At 60.3% G+C, this 21679-nt stretch carries 18 protein-coding genes and 3 pseudogenes; 13 read left to right on the top strand and 8 right to left on the bottom strand.

Features of this window, described 5'->3' with window-relative positions; all coding sequences use genetic code 11:
- Window positions 1–61 precede the first annotated feature (61 nt).
- Together ACREYQ_RS26380 and ACREYQ_RS26375 are read right to left on the bottom strand one after the other, a co-directional pair.
- Window positions 62–211, bottom strand: a pseudogene (locus ACREYQ_RS26380) (IS3 family transposase); the annotation flags it as partial.
- 168 nt (window positions 212–379) lie between these two features.
- Window positions 380–511, bottom strand: a pseudogene (locus ACREYQ_RS26375) (IS4/Tn5 family transposase DNA-binding protein); the annotation flags it as partial.
- A gap of 127 nt (window positions 512–638) precedes the next feature.
- Here ACREYQ_RS26375 and ACREYQ_RS26370 point away from each other — a divergent pair.
- Together ACREYQ_RS26370 and ACREYQ_RS26365 are read left to right on the top strand one after the other, a co-directional pair.
- Window positions 639–917 (top strand): annotated as a pseudogene (locus ACREYQ_RS26370) (LysR substrate-binding domain-containing protein); the annotation flags it as partial.
- Window positions 918–1202: 285 nt separating this feature from the next.
- Window positions 1203–2096, top strand: coding sequence for an HpcH/HpaI aldolase/citrate lyase family protein (locus ACREYQ_RS26365; RefSeq protein WP_432260926.1), 894 nt, complete (start codon window positions 1203–1205; stop codon window positions 2094–2096).
- A 6-nt stretch (window positions 2097–2102) separates the two neighbouring features.
- Here the strand turns inward: ACREYQ_RS26365 and ACREYQ_RS26360 are convergent, their stop codons facing one another.
- On the bottom strand, window positions 2103–3053 hold the full coding sequence (locus ACREYQ_RS26360) for a LysR family transcriptional regulator (RefSeq protein WP_432260925.1): 951 nt from the start codon (window positions 3051–3053) through the stop codon (window positions 2103–2105).
- Window positions 3054–3437: 384 nt separating this feature from the next.
- Window positions 3438–4181, bottom strand: coding sequence for a helix-turn-helix domain-containing protein (locus ACREYQ_RS26355; RefSeq protein WP_432260924.1), 744 nt, complete (start codon window positions 4179–4181; stop codon window positions 3438–3440).
- Between the two features lie 397 nt (window positions 4182–4578).
- On the opposite strand from ACREYQ_RS26355, the gene pruA reads away from it, so the two are divergent.
- The 7 genes from pruA to ACREYQ_RS26320 all read left to right on the top strand — a co-directional run bounded on the left by pruA (window position 4579) and on the right by ACREYQ_RS26320 (window position 12792).
- Window positions 4579–6129, top strand: a complete 1551-nt coding sequence (gene pruA / locus ACREYQ_RS26350; protein WP_432260923.1) for an L-glutamate gamma-semialdehyde dehydrogenase — start codon at window positions 4579–4581, stop codon at window positions 6127–6129.
- A gap of 429 nt (window positions 6130–6558) precedes the next feature.
- Complete coding sequence (locus ACREYQ_RS26345) at window positions 6559–7662, top strand: branched-chain amino acid ABC transporter substrate-binding protein (RefSeq protein WP_432260922.1); 1104 nt, start codon at window positions 6559–6561, stop codon at window positions 7660–7662.
- A 107-nt stretch (window positions 7663–7769) separates the two neighbouring features.
- Window positions 7770–8684, top strand: a complete 915-nt coding sequence (locus ACREYQ_RS26340; protein ID WP_432260921.1) for a branched-chain amino acid ABC transporter permease — start codon at window positions 7770–7772, stop codon at window positions 8682–8684.
- Entirely contained in the window at window positions 8684–10027 is a 1344-nt protein-coding gene (gene livM / locus ACREYQ_RS26335) for a high-affinity branched-chain amino acid ABC transporter permease LivM (protein ID WP_432260920.1), read from the top strand. Before ACREYQ_RS26340 ends, livM begins: the two co-directional genes overlap by 1 nt.
- Window positions 10024–10848, top strand: a complete 825-nt coding sequence (locus ACREYQ_RS26330) for an ABC transporter ATP-binding protein (protein ID WP_432260919.1) — start codon at window positions 10024–10026, stop codon at window positions 10846–10848. Before livM ends, ACREYQ_RS26330 begins: the two co-directional genes overlap by 4 nt.
- Window positions 10848–11591 carry an ABC transporter ATP-binding protein gene (locus tag ACREYQ_RS26325; protein ID WP_432262661.1) on the top strand — a complete coding sequence of 248 codons (744 nt, stop codon included), beginning with the start codon at window positions 10848–10850 and terminating at the stop codon, window positions 11589–11591. Before ACREYQ_RS26330 ends, ACREYQ_RS26325 begins: the two co-directional genes overlap by 1 nt.
- Complete coding sequence (locus tag ACREYQ_RS26320) at window positions 11584–12792, top strand: NAD(P)/FAD-dependent oxidoreductase (protein WP_432260918.1); 1209 nt, start codon at window positions 11584–11586, stop codon at window positions 12790–12792. Before ACREYQ_RS26325 ends, ACREYQ_RS26320 begins: the two co-directional genes overlap by 8 nt.
- A 365-nt stretch (window positions 12793–13157) precedes the next feature.
- Here the strand turns inward: ACREYQ_RS26320 and ACREYQ_RS26315 are convergent, their stop codons facing one another.
- Window positions 13158–13616: a VOC family protein gene (locus tag ACREYQ_RS26315; RefSeq protein WP_432260917.1), complete on the bottom strand. Its 459-nt coding sequence runs from the start codon at window positions 13614–13616 to the stop codon at window positions 13158–13160.
- Window positions 13617–13629: 13 nt separating this feature from the next.
- Window positions 13630–14526 carry an NAD(P)H-dependent oxidoreductase gene (locus ACREYQ_RS26310; RefSeq protein WP_432260916.1) on the bottom strand — a complete coding sequence of 299 codons (897 nt, stop codon included), beginning with the start codon at window positions 14524–14526 and terminating at the stop codon, window positions 13630–13632.
- A gap of 227 nt (window positions 14527–14753) precedes the next feature.
- Here ACREYQ_RS26310 and ACREYQ_RS26305 point away from each other — a divergent pair, with 227 nt between their 5' ends.
- The 4 genes from ACREYQ_RS26305 to ACREYQ_RS26290 are packed head-to-tail and all read left to right on the top strand — an operon-like array spanning window position 14754 to window position 18669.
- Window positions 14754–15269: a thiamine pyrophosphate-binding protein gene (locus ACREYQ_RS26305; RefSeq protein ID WP_432260909.1), complete on the top strand. Its 516-nt coding sequence runs from the start codon at window positions 14754–14756 to the stop codon at window positions 15267–15269.
- Between the two features lie 7 nt (window positions 15270–15276).
- Window positions 15277–15876 (top strand): thiamine pyrophosphate-dependent enzyme, encoded by a 600-nt coding sequence (locus ACREYQ_RS26300; RefSeq protein ID WP_432260915.1) that lies wholly within the window; start codon window positions 15277–15279, stop codon window positions 15874–15876.
- A 52-nt stretch (window positions 15877–15928) separates the two neighbouring features.
- Window positions 15929–17407, top strand: a complete 1479-nt coding sequence (locus ACREYQ_RS26295; RefSeq protein WP_432260914.1) for an aldehyde dehydrogenase — start codon at window positions 15929–15931, stop codon at window positions 17405–17407.
- A gap of 35 nt (window positions 17408–17442) precedes the next feature.
- Complete coding sequence (locus tag ACREYQ_RS26290) at window positions 17443–18669, top strand: acyl-CoA dehydrogenase family protein (RefSeq protein ID WP_432260913.1); 1227 nt, start codon at window positions 17443–17445, stop codon at window positions 18667–18669.
- A gap of 231 nt (window positions 18670–18900) precedes the next feature.
- Here the strand turns inward: ACREYQ_RS26290 and ACREYQ_RS26285 are convergent, their stop codons facing one another.
- Together ACREYQ_RS26285 and ACREYQ_RS26280 are read right to left on the bottom strand one after the other, a co-directional pair.
- Window positions 18901–20268 (bottom strand): MmgE/PrpD family protein, encoded by a 1368-nt coding sequence (locus ACREYQ_RS26285; protein ID WP_432260912.1) that lies wholly within the window; start codon window positions 20266–20268, stop codon window positions 18901–18903.
- Between the two features lie 78 nt (window positions 20269–20346).
- Complete coding sequence (locus tag ACREYQ_RS26280) at window positions 20347–21642, bottom strand: aminotransferase class I/II-fold pyridoxal phosphate-dependent enzyme (RefSeq protein WP_432260911.1); 1296 nt, start codon at window positions 21640–21642, stop codon at window positions 20347–20349.
- Window positions 21643–21679 lie beyond the last annotated feature (37 nt).

Below are 21679 nucleotides of genomic sequence, written 5' to 3'. Positions count from 1 at the left end.
GAAAAACGCGGAGTCCGGCTATTGATGTTGCCCCTGTTTGGGGTAGCTCTTAGCTCCCGAGCTATGCGACCTTTTTACGCTGTGTCGCGTGCCAGCGTTGCTCGTATTGCATGGGGCTGAGGTAACCCAGCGTGGCATGCAGCCGGCGGTGATTATAGAAGGCTATTCGGTCGAGCACCGCGTCCATGGCCTCCCGCCGGGTGGCGAACTGGCCATTGAAGTTCAGCTCGGTCGTATCAGCGATGCACAGCACCACCGGAAACTGCCCGACTCTTTCCGCCGTGCGCTCCCAATGCGGCTGCATCACGTCCCGCCAATCGATCTGCTCATTGCCGAGAAGCCGATACGCCCCAATGGTCTGCGACCAGTCATCGCACGCACCGGGAATGCTCGCCGTAGGCAGGGCCGCAAACCGCTTGAGCAATTCCTTGGCGCGCCGATCCCGCCGCGGATCACCAAGATCCAGGCTGTCAAATTCCTCGTCCACCCATGCCCCCGACTCGTTGCTCATTGCTGCGCGAAGCTCCTAGAGCAAACGCGAGTCTGGCGAAGTTAACAACCGCTTACCTAGAAATTTCGCAGCCTCAGGCTACATGCTCCGCTGCCGACACGGTCCTATTTGTGTATAAGGGAATGGGCTAGAAGGCGTGGTGGCACCACAGATCGACGCGACCCGCGGACTCGTTTTCGATACCCTCGAGTTGACGCTCACCGCTGCGACGGAGGGTCATGGCGTTGCAATCGGTGATCCACGGATGGCGAGGGACCGACTCCGGGACGGGGCGCTGGTGACGCCGTTTGGCGAGGTGGTGCAAGACGGGCTGTCCTACTTCCTCATCTATCCGTCCCAACGCGCTGTACAGTCCAAGATTCGTGCCCTTGCTGACGTCTTGTTGCGGCTTGCGCGTGAAGACTGATGGTTGGAAAGCAGTCTTGTGTCGTGGCGTCTCCATAGGCGGCGGGAAGTGCCAACGCCGCAAAAGCCAATGGTCATATTTCACTTCGATGACCGTATTGCGAATGACCCTTTCGGCTTTCATCGCTGCCCCAGGAGATGGGCTGTTTATCCAGGCCGTTCGCCGTTGACGAATGCTCCTTTCGGAAAAGGCGGTTTGTTCCCTCTGAGATTTGCTGGCATTGTCGGGATGCCATTCACAGATCGGCCACGCCGGGCCGAGCGCGGAAATCCAGGAGCAGCGACCATGCATGCCAATCTGTCACAGCGTCTACGTTCTTTGCTGTTTGTACCTGCCGACAGTGACAGAAAGCTTGCGGCGTCACTCAAAGCAGGTGCTGATGGCTTAGTGTTTGATCTCGAAGACGCAGTTCCCGAGCATGGCAAGGATGAGGCTCGCAGAAAGCTGGCGACGTTTCTCGGGGAGAATCGGCTGTCCATGGAGTCGGCCGTGTTGGTGCGAGTCAACGGCCTGGCGTCCGGTCATATCCTTCAGGATCTGGCCGCTGTCGTGCCTCACCGGCCCGATGCCATCGTGCTTCCGAAGTGCAGGGGTGTCGAGGATGTTCATCGCCTGTGTGATTTCCTGGCGGCGCTTGAGTGCGTGTTGCTCGATAGCGCATGGGAGACGGGTATCGTTGCCATGGCCACCGAGTCGTCGGAAGGGGTGTTCGGGCTTTCCTCGTATCGGAATGCCCCAATGCGTCTGCGCGCCTTGATGTGGGGCGTCGACGATCTCGCGGCCGACCTTGGGGCTCGCTCGTCGCACCAGGGAAGGGAGCTTACCGCTCCATTTTCCATTGCACGTACGATGTGTCTGATGGCAGCGGCGCAAGCTGGCATCGACGCCATTGACGCCGTCAGCACGAATCTTTCCAATGACGCCGAGATTGGCCGTGAGGCGGCACAGGCGAAGCGGGACGGCTTTACTGCTAAAGCGGCCGCCCATCCATCCCATATCGAAGCGATCAATCACGCCTTCATGCCCCAGGTTGAAGAGATTCGGTGGGCAAGAGAGGTGGTCGAGGCATTTTCAAAAGTAGGCGCCTCGGGCGTGGTGAAGCTTGGCAACACGATGATTGACCGCCCCCACCTGCGACTGGCTCATCGGATCCTTTGCCAGGTGGAAGGCGAGGATTGACCGGTGCTATGCAGAAACTGGGCTGAATTGGTCGAGGATGCGGCTATCTTCCGGGCATCCTCCAGCCGCTTCTGCAACATCGATCAGTTCGTCGATCAGGGCGCGGGCGCAGCCCGGCAAACCTTCAAGCTCTCGTGCGATCACGGCGCGCTCCCGTATTGCCCACGGATCCCTGAGTTCGAGGATGGAGAGCTTCATGGTATGGCGGTGACGTAGTGCGGCGGACAGTGGAAGGACGCCGATGCCGACACCCGTCTCGATCATCCGGCACATGGCCTCAAAGCTTCGAAGCTGTATGCGCACGGAGAAGCGCTTGCGCTGTTCTTGTACAACATCCGTCAGGAACGCGTAGAGTGTGCTGCCCTCGTGGAGACTGACGTGCTCGTATTCAAGGGTGTCCAGGAAGCGCAACTGGCCGATACGTGTGAGTGGGTGGCCTAGCGGCGTGGCCAGTACCAGTTTGTCGGTACTGAAATGGACGACTTCCAGTCCGTCGCTGTTCACGGGTCCGGAAATGATGCCAAGGTCCGCGCTACCGTCCAGGACGCCGCGGATGATGTCGCGTGTCAGCCTCTCCTGGAGGTCAACGGTAACGGCCGTGCGTTGTGCAAGAAAGCGCGCCAGGACCTCCGGCATGAACTCCGTCACGGCGGTGGTATTCGCGAAGATGCGTAGGTGGCCAACCGAATCCTTGGAGAACTCGGCGAATTCGCTGCGCACATGCTCAAACTGCTGTTCGATAACACGAGCGTGTCGCAGCAAGCGTTCTCCCGCAGGGGTAAGGGCAAGCCCTCTGCTTTCCCGATAGAACAAGCGCGTACCGAGCTGGTCCTCAAATGCCTTCAGGCGTGCGCTGGCGGCGGCGGGGGACAGGAACGCTTTCCTTGCTCCCTTTGACAGACTTTCCTCTTCAGCGATGCGGGCAAACAGGCGAAGGTCCGCAAAATCAAAATGCATGGTGACTCCTTCACCGTCATGGCCGGCTGTGCTCCCACCGCTTTTGCACCTTTGCAAGCCCGGACGTTGGACCGAAGAGTAGGAGTGGGGGGCGCACCAGCCGGCGAGGGTAAGCGCAGATATTGGCGTAGAACGTGGTCGGGATACTGGCAGTCCACGTCGACCGGATTGCGGCGCAGGCTTTCGGCCATGCTTGTACAACCCGGTTGCCTCAGTAGGCCGGTGCGGAGAGGATGGTAGGCGGATGGTCGAGCGGAGTCTTGAGCAAAGTGACGCAGAACTCTGCGGATTCCTGCATACCCGGGACTTGCAAATTGCCTCCTGGGCCCCGGTCAGGCTGCGTATGGCGTCACTGAACCTGGGCCAGGCGTGGTGCGATGATACCTACGATGGCCGATGTGCCGAGCGGTATTGCTGAGGTGTCAGCAGCGTCGCTGCCTTGAATTGTCGGGAGAATGCGCTGTGGTCCGCATAACCGCACTCAGCCGCGATATCGGTGATGCTCGCACCGGTGGTTTCCAACAGGCGGCACGCCCGGTCCAGGCGCATGCGCATCATGATCTGCTTGGGTGTGAGCCCGAACACCTCGCGGCACAACCGCTCCAGCGTATCCAGCGACAGTTGCACTTCGCGAGCGATGTCACTGATCTTCAGGTTCGGCTGCGCAGGCTCTTCCAGTTGCTTCAGAAACTGCAGGAGTCGCCTGTAGCTGGCGTGTTTCTCGTCTGGCCTGGGCAGGATCCGGGAGATTCCGAGTAGTCCTGCCACCTTGCCGTCGGCATCCCTGACCGGGAATTTTGAACTGAGGCACCACTGCCGATGGCCGTCCGCGGAAAAGAAGAGGCGCAGCACATCGGTAATCGGCTCCCCACTACGGATGACACTCAGGTCTTGCTGCATGGTGCTGGAGCCTGTCACCTCAAAGAGTTCGTCGGCAGTCTTGCCAATGACGTCCGCCTTGCTGACGAGCGCGCTTCGTTCTACCAGGGTGGTGTTGACCAAGAGGTAGCGTGCCTCGCTGTCCTTGACGTAGAAAAGGACGTTCGGAAGTCGGTCGAACACCTGCTCCATCAGGGCCAGATCCAATACCAGGTCGATCCCGTGCAGCAGATTCTTGGTGTCGAGCATATGTTCGTCGTGGGAGGATTGAGCCAGATTGAATCCGCAGCCGTCGCCCAGTGCCGGGCGGTGTTTCGGATTGTGCAAAAAAGCGCTTGCTCACGTCAATCGGGAATATGCCGTGCGGGCCGCTTGCAATCCCCAAGTCTGAACCGGGCGGGCCACAGGCAAGGGACTGAGCGAGGCGAGTGATGCGCTTCCGTCCATCAGGATTCTACGAGGCTATGCCATATTCCGCTCCTTTTCCCGGGCAGTCATTCAAGACTGGGAAGGCGAGGCACAACAAAATTCGTGTCAACGCGTCAAGCTAGCAGCGCGGTGCTGCGATTGATGTGCGGAAATCCGATGCGCGGACGGGCTGTTCCCGCCGGCTCGGGCGAACTGGCTGAACACGGAGAATCCAGACGTGAACGTTACCCCTTTCCAAAGCGAACCTTTCGATACCTACACGACGGAGTCGTCGCTCAGCGCGATGCGTGCCGCTCTTGACAAGGTCCGTGCTCAACTCGGGAAGAGCTACCCGCTGGTCATCGCCGGCAAGAAGATCAACACGGAAGCCAAGCTGACGTCGACGAACCCGTCGCGGCCGAGCGAAGTCATTGGCCACACCAGCAAGGCAACCGTTGCCCATGCCGAACAAGCCATCGAAGCCGCCTGGAGCGCCTTCGAAAGCTGGAAGCGCTGGACGCAGGAGGACCGCTCGCGTGTCTGCATGAAGGCCGCGCAAATCATGCGCGGGCGAAAGCATGAGCTCGAAGCCTGGCTGGTGCATGAGATCGGCAAGAACTATGTCGAAGCCAGCGCCGAAGTCGCCGAGATGATCGACTTCACGGAATACTATGCCCGCCAGGCACTTCGCCATGTCGACGGCATCGGCCATCTGAACGCCTATCCCGGTGAAGAGAACAAGAGCTTCTATATTCCGTTGGGCGTCGGCGTGACCATTGCCCCCTGGAACTTCCCGATGGCGTTGATGACGGGCATGCTGATGGGCGCCATTGTTGTCGGCAATACGGTGGTCTGCAAGCCGGCGGAAGATACCATTGTCTCGCTGTCCAAAGTCTTCGAGATCTTCGAGGAAGCTGGCATTCCTCCGGGTGTGGTCAATTATCTGCCGGGTACCGGCCGCGAAATTGGTGCCTACCTGGTCGACCACCCGAAGACCCGCTTCATCAACTTTACAGGTAGCCTGAAGACGGGCATCGCTATCAACGAGTCGGCGGCCAGGCTGCGCGACGGCCAAAAGTGGATCAAGCGCGTGTTCCTGGAGCTCGGCGGCAAGGATGCGATCCTCGTAGATGAAACGGCGGACCTCGACGCCGCCGCCCTGGGCGTGATTCAGAGCGCGTTTGGCTACTCGGGCCAGAAATGCTCGGCATGTTCGCGCCTCATTGTCGTGGACTCTGTCTATGACGCGCTGGTGGCAAAGGTGGTTGCTCGCGCTGAAGAGCTGCGCGTGGGCGCCGCCGATACCAATCCCGACTTTGGCCCGGTGTGTAATGCGGCGCAAGCTGACAAGGTCGCGGAGTATGTCGAAATCGGCAAGGGGGAGGGCAAGCTGCTGGCGGGGGGCAATCGATTGGAAGGCGAGGGCTACTTCTTTGCCCCGACGATCTTCGGCGACGTTGCCCAGGACGCTCGCATCTTCCAGGAGGAGGTTTTCGGACCGTTCCTCACGATTACCCGCGTGGCCAACTTTGAGGAAGGCCTGAAGGCCGTCAACAATACGGTCTACGGGCTGACCGGCGCCGTGTACACACGGGACCGCAACCGCATCGAACAGGCCCGCCGCGAATTTCACGTCGGCAATCTGTACTTCAATCGTAAGTGCACCGGCGCCCTGGCCGGCGTGCAACCGTTTGGCGGCTTCAACCTCAGCGGTACCGACACGAAGACTGGTGGCCCGGACTACCTGCTGCAATTCCTGCAGATGAAGGCAGTGGCTGAGCGCTTCTGACCCTGTTAGAGCAATAGCGAGAAAGGTGCGTCCCTGGACGCACCTTTTTGCATTTTGCGTCGCCGAAGCGACGCAGTGAATAGATGTTCGGACTTTGGGGCACCGAGAGCGCGCGGTCGTCGCCCGATTGCAGTGCTGGATGAACATTCATTGTGCGTGATAGGGGAATACCCTGATCCGTGAGACCCAGTGTTTGTAAGGCTATCCGTCAGATGGCTATGCAAAAAGCCGCAAATCTTGAGCTGCCTGAATGCAAGCGGTAGCGCGCAAGAGTCAGCAGAATTTCGCTCATCAAAGCCGCTGTCGTAGAGCAGCTTTGGTCCACCAGGCCGGCGATCCGCTGTGAAGCGGTTGGCCGGCCTGCAGTCTGGGCGAAGCCAAGGCTGTAGCCCAAAGACATGCGAGAGAACCTACCAAGTGAGGGACGAGATGAGCAAGAAGCTGCTATCGGTTGGCGTTTGTGCTGCCGGACTGATGTTGGGTGTGAGCAATCCGGTTTGGGCGGATTTGCTGATTGGCGTGGCGGGGCCGATGACGGGTCCCTATGCATCGGGAGGCGAGCAGATGCGCCAAGGAGCAGAGCTTGCTATCGCCGATATCAACGCCAAGGGCGGCGTCCTGGGCCAAAAGCTGAAGCTTGTGGTCGGCGATGACGTGTGCGACCCGAAGCAGGCTGTGTCCGTCGCGAATACGCTGGTCAACAAGGGCGTGGTATTCATCGATGGGCACTATTGTTCGAGTTCCACCATCCCGGCGTCTGAGGTCTACAACGATGCTGGCATTCCGGTGGCCACGATCTCGACGAGCCCGAAAGTGACGGAACGCGGTCTGGCCAACATCGTTCGAGTGACGGGCCGGGATGATCAGCAGGGCAACGTGGCCGCAGCCTACATTGCGAAGAATTTCAGCGGCAGGAAGATCGCCGTCGTCGATGACAAGAGCGCCTATGGCAAGGGGCTTGCCGACGAAGTGGCCAAGGGTCTCACCGAGCACAAGGCCAAGATTGCGCTCCGCGAGTCCATCACCGCAGGCGAGAAGGATTACAACGTACTGGTTAGCAAGCTGAAGGCGTCTGGTATCGAGGTCCTGGCTTTTGGTGGTTACTACACCGAGCTGGGCCTGATCCTGCGCCAGGCATCGCAAGCCGGCCTGAAGCTGGCAGTGATGGGTGGTGACACGCTGACCAATACCGAGTTGCTATCGACCGCCGGGGCTGCAGCGAATGGAGTGATGTTCACCTTTGGCCCCGACCCGCGCAAGAACGCGGAAGCCAGCGAAGTGGTCGAGCGATTCCGCAAAGCAAGAGTTGAGCCGGAAGGCTACACGCTCTACTCGTATGCAACGATCCAGGTCTTCGCACAGGCCGCCGAGCGTGCACGCAGCGCGAAGCCGGACGCCGTCCAGAAGGCGCTCAGGAACGGCACTTACACGACGGTGATCGGACAGATCAGCTTTGACAACAAGGGCGACCTCACCAAGCCCGGCTACGTGGTCTATCGCTGGAGCGGAAACCAATACGGCTACGCAAACTGAAAGAAATGCAGCATGTCGGATTGCTCCGGCGTGCTGTCATTTGCTTGGGCACGGTGGCGGCTGGAAACGCCGCCCCCGTTGCGATAGCGGTTGTTGGAGTCCAATTTATGTACCTCGCATTACAGCAACTCATCAATGGTATGACCCTCGGGGCCGTCTACGGCCTGATTGCCATCGGCTATACCATGGTCTACGGGATCATTGGCATGATCAACTTCGCCCATGGCGAGGTATTCATGATCAGCGCCTTCATTGCCATCGCGGGTTTCACGCTGATGACGACACTCGGCGTCACCTCGGTGCCGCTAACGCTTGTCGTGGTGTTGTTTCTCACCATTCTGTTTACCTCTGCCTATGGCTGGGCGGTAGAACGGGTGGCATATCGCCCATTGCGCGGCGCTTCCCGCCTGGCGCCGTTGATCTCGGCGATTGGCGTTTCGATCTTCCTGCAGAACTTTGTTCAGCTCAGCCAGGGGGCCAGGGTGAAGGCGCTTGCCCCGGTGATCACCGGTGGCATCGAAGTGGCCGGGAAGGGTGACTCAACAGTCTATCTCTCATACGTTCAGATGCTGATTGTCGTGGCGACGCTCGTGCTAATGGCCGGGTTCACTTTGCTCATCTCAAGAACGTCCTTTGGCCGTCAGCAGCGCGCCTGCGAGCAGGACCGCACCATGACCGGCTTCCTCGGGATCAACGTCGCGCGCACGATCTCTCTGACTTTCATGATGGGTGCCGGCCTCGCGGCCATCTCCGGAACCATGGTCACGCTTTACTACGGCGTCGTGGATTTCAGTATCGGATTCCTCGTCGGCGTCAAGGCATTTACGGCCGCCGTGCTTGGCGGGATCGGCTCTCTTCCTGGTGCCATGCTGGGAGGCCTGCTGATTGGGCTGATCGAGTCGTTCTGGGGCAGCTACTTCTCGGCCGAGTACAAGGATGTAGCAACTTTCGTCATTCTGATTCTGGTGTTGGTGGTACGTCCCTGTGGACTGCTTGGCCGGCCGGAAGTGGAGAAGGTCTGATGAGCACACTTCGTTTTTCGGGATCCCGGGGGATCCGCGCCCGCCTGGGTGATTCATTGCGCGTTGCATTGGCTGGGATGGTGATGGGCATTCCGCTGATCGGCATCACGACGACGGATGCCGGCGGAAAGCTGCATCTGCAGACCCGTTGGGAGGCGCTCGCTGTCGCAGTGGGCATTGTCTTTGCCTGCCGCTTCCTGCAAACGTTGGTCATTGATCGATTCCAGTTGCGCAAGGCCAGCAAGGCTCCGTCCCTGCCAAAGCTCCGTGAGCCCCTGCCAATCACCAAGGCTGCGGGCTGGGCCGCCCTTGGCATCGCGTTGATATTGCCTGTCGTGTTCTCGGGCAATCGCTATCTCGTCGACATCGCCACAACCGTACTGATCTACGTGATGCTTGGCTGGGGCCTGAATGTCGTGGTTGGCCTGGCGGGATTGCTGGACCTTGGCTATGTCGCCTTCTATGCCATCGGTGCGTACAGCTACGCGTTGCTCTCGATTGGCTTCGGCCTTTCGTTCTGGGCCTGCCTTCCGCTTGCCGGCTTGTTCGCGGCCATCTTCGGCATCCTTCTCGGCTACCCGACGCTTCGGCTGCGCGGTGACTACCTGGCGATCGTGACCCTGGGTTTTGGCGAGATCATTCGGTTGGTACTGCTGAACTGGACCGATCTGACAGGCGGGCCCAATGGATTATCTTCCATTCCCCGTCCCACTTTTTTTGGTTTGCCGTTCAGCAAGTCTGGGGATACGACGACGTTCGCAGGCTTCTTCGGTCTGGAGTACTCGAACGATCACCGCGTCATCTTTCTCTACTACCTCATCTTTGCGCTCGCGTTGCTGACCAACGTCCTGGTGCTGCGCTTGCGCCGGCTGCCGGTCGGCCGTGCCTGGGAAGCGATGCGGGAAGACGAGATCGCCTGCAAGGCCCTGGGCATCAATGTCACCAATGTGAAGCTCTCGGCATTTGCGCTGGGGGCCATGCTTGGGGGTTTTGCAGGCGTCTTCTTTTCGGCGCGCCAGGGATTCATCTCCCCTGAGAGCTTCACCTTCGGTGAAAGCGCGACCGTACTGGCCATCGTGGTCCTGGGCGGTATGGGTAGCCAGTTGGGCGTGGTGCTTGCTGCTCTGGTTCTGGTACTCCTGCCCGAACTCGGCCGCGATTTCGCTGAGTACCGGATGCTGCTGTTCGGCGCGGCCATGGTGCTGATCATGATCTGGCGTCCGGGTGGCTTGATGTCCGTGCGGGAACCAACGCTGACGCTCAAGGAGTTTCTGCGGAAGCGGGAATCGTCCGGCGGTGCAGCTTCGGTGACCCGTACCTCTTTCGTGGAGAGCGGTCGATGAAGAAGACCCTAATTTCTGTTGACGGCCTGGAGATGCGCTTCGGTGGCATCATGGCGATTGAAGGGCTATCGCTGACTGTCGGCGAGAACCAGATTACCTCCGTGATCGGTCCCAACGGCGCGGGAAAGACCACGCTGTTTAATTGCTTGACGGGCTTCTACAAGCCAACGTCCGGTTCCATCCGGATGCACCATCCACGACGTGGTGAACTTCGGCTTGAGGCGCTGCCAAGCCATGATGTGACGCGTCATGCGGGCGTGGTGCGAACGTTTCAGAATATCCGGCTCTTTCCGAAGATGACCGTGATGGAGAATCTCGTTGTTGCCCAGCACAACGCCCTGCAGCGAGCTTCCGTCTTCAGTCTGGCGGGACTGCTCGGCTTTCCGGGATACCGGCGCGCGTACATGGAGGCCATGGAGAGGGCCTATCGCAGCATTCAGGCCCTCAAGCTGGAGCATTGCGCAGACACGGCCGCAGGGGCACTGCCATACGGCTTGCAACGCAAGGTAGAGATTGCCAGGGCGATGTGCGTGGACCCGGTGCTGCTCTGCCTGGACGAGCCTGCCGCCGGTCTCAACCCCAAGGAGTCGGCGGAGCTCAATGAATTGCTGCTGCGGCTGGTCAGGGAGACCGGCTTGAGCATCCTTCTGATCGAGCATGACATGAGCGTGGTGATGAACGTGTCCGACCATATCCACGTGCTGTGCTTCGGGAAAAAGATCGCGGAAGGCTCGCCGGACCATGTCCGGAACGATCCCAATGTTGTGGCCGCGTACCTCGGGGAACCGGATAGCGAGTCGGAAGTGGAGGCAGTCGCATGATTCTGCAGATTGAGAACGTACATGCCCACTATGGGCACGTACAAGCGCTCAGAGGTGTGTCGCTGGTCGTCAACGAAGGCGAGACTGTTACGCTCATTGGTGCAAACGGAGCCGGAAAATCTACCCTGATGACCAGCATACTGGGCGCGCCGCGGATCACCAGCGGGAGTATCCTGTTTCAGGGAAAGTCGCTGCAAGGCCTCGGGGTACATGAGGTATCGAGACTGGGGATTGCCATCTCGCCCGAGGGGCGTCGCATTTTCCCGCGGATGTCCGTCATCGAGAACCTGCTGATGGGGACGACGTTTGCTGATCATGGCTCGCGTCATGCCGACCTCCAGCGCATGTTCGATATGTTTCCCATCCTCGCTGAGCGCGGCCATCAGTTGGCCGGGACGCTGTCGGGCGGTGAGCAACAGATGCTCGCAATCGCGCGTGCATTGATGAGTCACCCGAAGCTGTTGCTGATGGATGAACCGTCACTGGGCCTGGCACCGATCTATATTCGCAAGGTCTTCGAGATCATCGAAATGCTCAATCGCGAGTACGGCATGACAATCCTGCTGGTCGAGCAGAACGCCAACCAGGCATTGCGTGTAGCCCATCGCGCGTACGTGTTGCAACAGGGCAGCATCGTAATGAGCGGAACGGGACGGGAACTACTGCAAAGTCCGGAAGTTCGCGCGGCATACCTGGAAGGCGGGAAGCCTCACAGCGATCCACTGCAGACGGCAGTTGCCTGAGCGCCTGATTCAGTTCTCCATTTCTACCATGACCCAGAAAACTGCCACTGTCGCGATCATCGGCGGCGCCATCATCGGAAGCTTCGCGGCATTCTTCCTGCGTAAGCAGGGCTTTGCCGGAACCATCAAGGTCATTGAACGAGACCCTACCTACCAATACTGTTCGACAGCACTGTCGGCATCGTCGATCCGCACGCAGTTCGGCTGCCCGTTCAACATCGGGATGAGCTTGTTCGGCGCCGGCATGTTCCGCGACATCAAACAGTGGTTTGGCGATGACGCGGACATTGGCTTTGAAGAGCGTGGCTATCTGATGCTCGGAACGAAGGAGGGCGCCGATTCCATGCAGGCAACGGCTCGCTCACAGATCGAAGCCGGCGCCACCATAGACATCATGACCCCGGCTCAGGCCAAGGCCCGGTATCCCTGGTTGAACGTTGACGATATCGGTATCGCGACCTACGGCGCGGCCAACGAAGGATGGTTCGACGCGTGGGCCCTTCTTCAGCTTGTGCGGCGTGAAGCAAAGAAGCTTGGTGTGGAGTATGTCACGGCAGAGGCTGACGGGATCGAGGCGCGGAACGGTCGCGTAACTGGTGTGCGCTTGACCGATGGCAGCGTGATCAGTTGCGACTGGTGTGTGAATGCGGCAGGCCCGGCGGGAGGCAAGGTGGCGAGCTGGCTGGATATCGCACTGCCGGTCGAGCCGCGCAAACGTACTGTATTCCACATCAAGGCGCCGGTGCCCACCGAGGGATTTCCGATGCTGTTCGACAACTCCGGCGTCTGGATTCGCCCGGAGGGCGATGGCTTCATTGCCGGTATCGCGCCCGAGGAGAGTCGGGATCCACATGCGGAGGGGGACTTCGAGCCGGATCACTACCTGTTCGAAGATGTGGTCTGGCCTTATCTGGCGCATCGCGTGCCCGCGATGGAGAGCACCCGTCTGCTGCGGGCCTGGGCAGGGCACTACGAGATGAACCTGTTGGACCACAATGGCGTGGTGGGCCCGCACGATGAGATCGACAACTTCCTGTTCGCGACTGGGTTTTCCGGGCATGGGGTGATGCATGCGCCGGCTACGGGCAGGGCCATTGCCGAGTGGATCGTGAGCCGGCAGTATCGGACGATCGATGTTTCGCCACTTGGCTTTGGTCGGATTCGAAACCAGGAGCCGCTACTCGAGTCCGTAGTCTATTGATCCGCCTGCGGCGAATTCTCCGGCACCGACGTGCCGAGGGGATAGTTGGGCCCTTGAGGGAATCGCCTCAAGGGCCTTTCTACTTTCTGGCCATGCGAAAGGGGCGGTGCGCAAGGGAAGGGTGTGGGCGCGGAGCGCCGCAGCAAGAGGGGCAGAGGGGCCGCAGGAGGTGCGCTTGTTGACAGATCCAACTCAGACAAAGGCGGGCAATCGGGTCAATTTGGCAGGCTCGCCAGGGCGCGAGGCTTGACGGCAAGGGAGTGGGCGGGCTAATGGCTAAAGCGAAAACACTAACGCCCGGCTTCGCTATCGCGAATACCAGGCGTTGGAATGGCCGATTGTCGAGAGATTCTGGCAGTTTCGCGCTATGACACTTTGCTTGCGCGAATCTCCAAAGTCACGCCTGCCCCAAGTCCTGCCGTATCGAAGTAGGTGAAGCCACTGCGATTGGGCAGGCGGCCGCGCATCATGGTTGCCAAGCCCAGAGCTTGGGCATCAGTTTCGGCCTGGTCGCAGTCGGGTACGGTGAAGCCGAGGTGGAAGACCCCTTCGCCGCGCTCCTCAAGAAAACGCCGCTGCAGGGTGTCGCCAGCGGGCGGTGCGCAGAGCTGGAGCTGGACGTTGCCGAGATTCGCATAGCGATAATGCAGCCTCACAAATGCATCGGCGTCAGGTACATCCAGCTCGCCGCGGAACGCCTCGAGCGAGGGAAAATCATGCCAGGGGCCCACGCCAATCGATTCGTAGTACGCCACGGACTTCTCCATGTCGCGCACGACGATGCAGACATGGTGCAGCGTCTGAAAGATGTCGGTCTGATTCATGGCCTGCGAACTATCAGTTGGCTGCCTGCTGGGCAAACGCATCCGCCGATTCCTCGAAGGTCTGGCCGGCACGCGGATTCCATTGCACGCCCGAACGTGCCACCACGCCTGGCTTCAGGCGCTGGGTTTCGTCGTAGTCGCTCCAGGGGTGGAAGAAGAGCGGCTCTTGGGTTTCCAGCGACTTCAGGCGGTCGGCGTAGGCTTGCAGATAGGCCTCACGATCTTCCTGCGTGACGCGGGCGGGCATCCATGCGGCAAAAGGCGGCAGCACCGTGAAGCCGGTGTAGCCAAGAACGCCATTGTGGATCGGCCACAGGATGTGATGCAAATCTCCGTCGATCCCATTGGGTTCATAGAGCGTCGAGGCCGTCCCGGTGGTGAGGCAGACCATCGCACGCTTGCCCTTGAAGTGGCCAGACTCGTACTTCTTGCCAGTCGAATAGGCGAAGCCGCGGCTGAACACGCGGTCGACCCAGCCCTTGAGGATGGCGGGCATCGAGAACCACCAGACCGGGAAGTGGAACAGGACCAGGTCTGCGGCCTTGACCTTTTCCTGCTCAGCGAGAACGTCGGCGCTGTGGGTGCGATGAGCAAATGCATGCTCCTGCTCACGCGACAGGTCCAGGTATTCCGGATCGGCGCGGTCGTGGGGGAAGTCAGCATGGCCCAGCGCGGCGGACCAGTCCATTTGATACAGGTCGCTGACCATCACCCGGTGCCCGAGCTCTGTGAGCGTCTGCACTGCAGTGTTCTTCAGCGCGGCGCTGAAGGAGGCCGACTCGGGATGGGCAAAGACAATTAGTACATTCATGATGATTTCGTCCAGGGAGGCTCGATAGTCGCTGATTCTGGGCGCGAAGGCGAACGGTGTCTTGCACTCCTTTGCCCCTGCTTTTGCGGATTTCTGCATAAGGGCTGCTCTGACAGTCAATGTGATTCAGAGGCTGTGACGAACTCGACTGCATGTCGGTCGACTCCTTCCGTCCGTCGAATTCATCATCTAACGGAATATCAAATCATTCAATTAAATCACTTATTTGGCGCCTTTCTTTGGCCCATGATTGCTTCAGACCGGCCGGCAGGCCGAGATTGAACCGGGCGGTGCGGCAGCGCTGCCATCTGGAGCGAGAAGAGACGATGTCGGCGAATTGGCCACGAGAGATTTACGAAGAGTTGAAGGCGGCGAATGTCCGCCAGGTCTGCTACGTCCCGGACGCCGGGCATAGTGAACTCATCCGGCTGTGCGAAGCCGATCCCGAGATCAACGCAGTGTCGCTGACCACCGAGGAGGAAGGCGTGGCGATGGTGGCCGGCGCCTGGCTCGGCGGCGAGCGCGCAGTGCTGCTGATGCAATCCAGCGGCGTGGGCAACTGCATCAACATGCTGTCGCTGCAGCACGAGTGCCGTATCCCGTTCTTTGCGATCGTGACGATGCGCGGCGAGTGGAGCGAGTTCAACCCCTGGCAGGTGGCCATGGGCAAGTCGACCCAGGAAGCGCTCGAATCGGCTGGCACCTACGTGTACCGCGCCGATGAGGCCGAGGAAGTGGCCAAGACGGTGGGTGCGACCGCCCGCTTTGCTTACCAGACAGGGCGGCTGGCAGCGGTGCTGATCGGCCAGCGCGTGATCGGGGCCAAGAACTTCAATAAGTGAGACTGTGATGAGTGAAGCGCAAAAGGCTGTTCTGAATCGTCGCCAGGCAATTGCCAAGATCCTGAAGCACCGTGGTGACGCGCTGGTGGTGACCAGCCTCGGCAACCCGACCTATGACGTGGCCTCGACCGGCGACTGTGCCGGCAACTTCTACCTGTGGGGCGCGATGGGCGGCTCGGTGATGGTAGGCCTGGGCATTGCCCGCGCGCAACCGAAGCGCCGGGTGGTGGTCGTGACCGGCGACGGCGAGATGATGATGGGGCTGGGTTCGCTGGCCACCGCGGCGGTGGACAAGCCGCAGAACCTGGCGGTGATTGTGATCGACAACGAGCACTATGCCGAAACCGGGATGCAGCCCGCGCACGCCGGGCGCGGGGTGGACATCACGGGGATCGCCAAGGCGGTGGGTTTCGAGAGCGCGCGCACGGTACGCACGGAGGAAGACCTGGCGCTGCTGTCGGAGGAACTGTTCAGCACCGAAGGGCTGCTGCTGGCCACGGTGAAGGTGACCACCGAACCCGTGCCCGCTGCGCTGCCTCCGCGTGACGGCCCCTTCCTGCGTAGCCGCTTCCGCGAAGCCCTCCTCGGCTCCGACGCGCACAAATAACGCTACTGCCTGCAGCCCTAACTCTCTTGTTGGGGCAGGCCAAAGAATCGACATGCAAGCTTACGATCACTACATTGGCGGCCAGTGGGTGAAACCCACAGGCAACAGGTACATTGACAGCAAGAATCCGTACGACGGCCAACCGTGGGTACAGATTGCCCGCGGCTCGGTGGAGGACGCCAATCTTGCAGTCGATGCTGCGCGCTCGGCATTCCGCAATCCGGCGTGGGCTGGACTGACACCCACGCAGCGCGGCAAATTGCTGACGAAGGTGGCGGATCTGATCGAGCGCAACGCCCAGCGCCTCGCCGAACTGGAGACCCGCGACAACGGCAAGCTGTTCGCGGAAATGCATGCGCAGACCCGGTACATTCCTGAGTGGTTCCGCTACTACGGCGGACTCGCCGACAAGATCCAGGGTGCCGTTATTCCGCTGGACAAGAAGGGCTACTTCAATTTCACGCGCCGCGAGCCGCTTGGCGTGATTGTTGCCATAACTCCGTGGAACTCTCCGCTGCTATTGCTGACGTGGAAGCTGGCGCCACTGCTTGCTGCCGGGAATACCGTGGTCATCAAGCCGTCAGAGCACACTTCCGTTTCGACCCTGGAGCTTGCTCGCCTGTTTGACGAGGCTGGTTTTCCGCCTGGCGTGGTCAACGTAGTTACTGGCTATGGTGCCGAAGTCGGACAACGGCTTGTCACGCATCCCACGGTTAGCAAGATTGCATTTACCGGATCCGACGCGAACGGCAAGCTGATTTATCAGACTGCTGCGGCAAGCCTCAAGAAGGTGTCGCTCGAACTCGGCGGGAAGAGCCCAAATATCGTCTTCGAAGATGCCGACTTCGATCAGGCCATCAATGGCGTGTTGTCCGGCATCTTTGCCGCCAGCGGCCAGACGTGTATAGCTGGGTCTCGTCTGTTGGTGCAGCGCTCGATCTACAGGAAGTTCCTAGACCGCCTGGTGGAGCGTGCCGGCGCGGCCAGGCTTGGCAATCCGATGGACTCCGAGACGCAAGTCGGGCCCGTGACGACGGAGGCGCAACTTGCCAAGGTCCTCGAGTACATCGAGATCGGCAAGGCAGAGGGCGCGGTGCCGCTGTGTGGGGGCAGGCGAGCAAGCGGCGGGGCGTTCGACGCAGGGTGGTTTGTCGAGCCGACGATCTTCGCTGATGTCGACAACCGCATGCGAATTGCCCAGGAGGAGATCTTCGGCCCGGTCCTGTCGGCAATTCCCTTCGATACGCAGGAAGACGCGATTCGCATTGCGAATGACAGCATCTATGGCCTCGGAGCCGGTGTGTGGACGCAGAGCATCCAGCGCGCATTCGAGGTATCCGAGGCAATCCAGTCGGGCATGGTGTGGGTCAATACCTATCGGGCTGTGAGCTTCATGTCTCCGTTCGGCGGCTACAAGCAAAGCGGCATCGGCCGGGAAAGCGGACTGGAAGCCATGGATGAGTACCTGCAGACCAAGAGCGTCTGGATTGCAGCAGGCGCCACGGTGGAGAACCCCTTCATCATTCGCTGAGAACGAATGCAGACGTTGGAAGGCGAGGTCGCTTAATGATTAAGATGCCTGAACGCGGCCTCGCTTGTGACACCAGCACCGGAAATGACCAACGTGGCTTGCATGCGGCAGTCGACGCCATGACAAGTGAGGGTGAAAACCAGGACCTGCGGCAAAGGGTGCGGGAAGTCTGCGCAGCCTTTGCGCAGGCCTACTTTCGGGATGTCGATCGACACCAGGGGCAGCCAGAAGAGTTCGCCGGCGCCCTGCGAGAAGCAGGGTTGGCCAATGCACTGGTGCCGATGGGCGATGGAGGCATGGGTCTTTCACTTGCGCAAACCTGCGCCATTGTGGAAGAAATTGGCGTGCAAGGTGCGCCAGCGGCCGGTCTCATACAGGAAATCTGCAATCATCGGCTTCTCGTGACGTACGGCTGCGGTGAGCTAGTCGAATGGTATGCAAAGCAGATCATTGATGGCGAACTCCGTGCTCCAGCCATCGCCTTCCAGAACCGTCCGGTAGATGCCATGGCAGTCACGGGTTGTTGCCCAGATGGAGTGACGGTCAATGGACGGAGCGCGCGAGTATCACGTGCCCAAAACAGCGACCTCTTGCTGCTACTTGTAGAGACGGACTTCAGTTCTCCGGTGAAAGAGTCGGAGACGAAGTACTCGCTGTACCTGGTCGATCTACGTGCCACTGTTGGACGCGGCCTAACAATTCATCCCAGCCGTAGCCTGGAGAACCATGATTTCAGCGATATCGTGGTCAGGAATTTGCTGCTGCCGACCGCATGGCGGATTGGCGCGGAGGGCGAAGGCGCGCGCTACATCTCCGAACGATGTCACGTTGAGATGGTTCTCAGCGCTGCGGCCGCCATTGGGGACGCTATCTGGTTCCTGCGTCATGCACATGACCCGGCTACTGGCGTTACTGCGATGGAAAATATCGACTGGCAGTGTCAGAAGATCTCTTCCAATCTTGCAAAGGCCGCTGCGTCGATTGAGGTGGCACGGCTGATGTGCGCCAGGGCCGCACATCGTTACGACCATGGCATGGCGTGCGAGGCGGAAGCCAGAATGGCGCTGGCCTTTGCACTCGACGCGACCGGGGCGGCTGTCGAATGCTGCCTCGGCATGGGACGTCGTAGCGATCCGGGATCACAGGAAGATGTGGACAGGAAACTACGAGAAACACGCCAACATCAGGTGATGCCGTTTCTTGCTCAGTCCGTGCTGTCATACATCGGAGAGCAGGTCCTAGGGCTGGCAAGCCCTCATTGAGTGAAGGGTGTCACACGACACCCTTGTTTTTTGCGTTGAGGCTCGGTACTGACAGCGGTGGGTCATACGACCCACTTTCCGGCGCATCATGTACTGGTGAAGAGGTTGAGAGCCAAGGATGGCTCCGGACTGATACCCCAATGCAGGCCCCACATATCACCAAGAACAAAAAAAAACCCCCAACATCAGTTGAGGGGAACCTAGGTCGCCGGGAGACGTCGGACGACCAGCTTACGCGTTGTGCTCCGGCAGGGTCGCGGCCATTCGAGGGGTACTCTCCAGTTCCCAGGCATGCTGGAAGAAGACAGCTACCTCCGAGTGAATGGCAGACGAGGAAAATTCGACCAGGCGGGTAAACTTCTCCTCAATTTCCTTGCGCGACAGCGTGTTACCCGGGTCACCCTTCGGCTCGTCCACGCGGCCAGCATAATGCTGTCCATCCTTTGTCGTCACGGTGACCTTGCCGATCCAGCGCTGAGGATAAGCAGTATCGACTTCGGCGTCGAGGCGCATGGAAACCTTGTTGCGGAAGGCGACGACACCAGCATCCTGGTAGTGCGTTTCGAAGTCTTGCACGCCTGCGCTGCCGCGCTCCGCGATCAGACCCAGGACCGTGCCCATCGAAAACTTCGCTTGATGTACTGTTGTCGGGTTTACCACCGGCCCCAGGACGTCAATCGCGCCCTGATGGACGTAGGTAACAACCTCACGGACATCGGCGGGAGACAACTTGTGGTCTGCCAGTACCTTGGCCAGCGCGTCGGCGGCGGGATGCGTATGGCGGCACGAAGCATGGAACTTGAAGGAGGTCTCCGCGACCGTCCATCGATCCTTGAGGCGATCCACCAGTTTCGCGGCGTCGGCGTCGGTGGACATGCCGGCGGCCATGCCGCGGGGACCCTCAAGGATGCGCTTCGCGCCCTTGAAGCCCTCCTTGGCGAGGCATGCGGCCATCAGCCCGTCGGCGGCGGCCTTGGCGGTATGGAGTTGCTTCGAGTCGGCAGCGTCGGCCAGGAACTCCCACAAACCTGCCGCTTGCGTGCCAGCGGAGCCAAAGGCATCGAGCATCTGCTCAGCCGTGAGCCCCAGTAGCCTGCCTGCGGCTGCGGCTGCGGCCAGCGTGCCTGCCGTGCCCGTCGTGTGGAAGACCCGGTAATGCGAGCGGCCAAGGAACTCGCCCACGCGGATCCCGACTTCGTAGCCGACAATCGCTGCGGTCAGGAACTCCTTGCCACTTGCCCCGATTTCCTGCGCGATGGCCAGGGCTGCCGGAAAGACGACGGCGGCCGGATGGAAGACGGAGCCATTGTGGACGTCATCTTGTTCGGCATAGTGGGAGCTTGCGCCGTTGATGAACGCTGCAAAGTAGGGCGTGGTTCGTTCGCGAGAGATCAGTACCTCGCACCTTCCGCTCGCCGGCGCCATCCTGCGTGCAAAGGCCGCCAGAGCCTCGACCGGGCGCCCGCCTTTGCCGGCCAGGGCTGACCCTACCCAGTCCGCGTACAAATTCTTCGCGCGTTCGATGACATCAGCGGGGATGTCTTGGTACTGCAGCGTCGCTGCAAAGCGTGCCAGCGCGGCACTCTGGGATTCGCTCATTTGACTTCCTCGGAAAATTTTGGGGCAGGCCGGCTTCGTCGAAGCCAGCGCAGTGAATCTATTGACGAAACGCGCTGTTCAAACCAGCAAGACTTCGCCATGCACCTTCTCCGCCGCAGCGAACCGTGTGCACACCGCGATGGCATGGGCCGCCTTGCCGATCTGGTCGAGACTGGGCGAAGAAGGGGCGATTCGCAAGGTCCGATCCTCCGGGTCAACACCGCCCGGGAACGGTGCACCCGCTTCCGTCAGCATGACGCCGGCGTTATGGCAAAGTTCCACGACACGACGCGCGGTACCGGGCACGACGTTCAAGGTAATGAAGTAACCGCCAGAGGGGGTGGTCCACGACACCTGATCGCAATCGCCAAGGAGGGATTCGAAAGTCTCGATCACGCACGCGAAGCGCGGGGCGAGGATCGCGCGGTGCTGGCGCATCAGTGCTTTCAGTCCTTGTTCATCCTTGAGAAAGCGGACGTGGCGAAGCTGGTTGATCTTGTCCGGGCCCACACTGCGAAAGGATGCATGCCTGAGGTACCAGGCCACGTTTTGCGTCGAGCTGCCAAATTGGCCAAGCCCGGCTCCGGCATAGGTGATCTTCGAGGTGGAGGCAAAAATCAGTGCGCGGTTCGCGTGCCCGTGGGCCACGCAAAGTTCGGCCAGGTTCGCAATCTCGACCTCGGTTTCGCCCAGATGATGCAGTGCGTAGGCGTTGTCCCAGAAAATGCGGAAATCCGGCGCCGCCGCAGGCATAGACGCCAGCGCCTTGATGACTTCGTCGGAATAGACTGTGCCGGTCGGATTGCTGTACTTCGGCACGCACCAGATGCCCCGAATGGACCTGTCTTGCGCGACAAGGGCGCGCACCATCTCCAGGTCGGGGCCGTCTTCCCGCAGTGGAACCGGAATCATCCGGATGCCGAATGCCTCGCAGAGCTTGAAGTGGCGGTCGTAGCCCGGGACCGGGCACAGGAAGGCGATCCCACCTGCCACGTCCTGCCAGGGGCCATCGCCATCCGGTACGCCCGCGCGGCAGGCATATGCCAGGCAATCATGCATCAGTGCCAGGCTGGAGTTGCCCTCCACCACGACGTTCTCCGGCGGCACGCCGAGCACACCGGCAAAGAGCCGGCGGGCTTCCGGAAGGCCTTGCTGTCCCATGTAGTTTCGACAGTCTGTGCCATCGGCCGCGCGGTAGTCATCCGGGCCAGGCAGACCAAGCAGGGCATCGGAGAGCGAAAGTTGTTCCGCCGAAGGGACGCCGCGCGCCATGTTCAGCTTCAGGTCCTGGCTCAGCAGCGAACGGTAGGCGAGCAGGCTTGCTTCCAGGTCAGGTGCAGCGGCACTTTTGGCGCGGGGGGATACGGATTGCATGGCTTTCACAGTCGGAAGGATCGTGGCCGGAAATTGC

The organism is Cupriavidus sp. TMH.W2 (genome assembly GCF_050847365.1).
GTDB lineage: Bacteria > Pseudomonadota > Gammaproteobacteria > Burkholderiales > Burkholderiaceae > Cupriavidus.
This window is presented reverse-complemented; position numbering and strand designations above follow the sequence as displayed.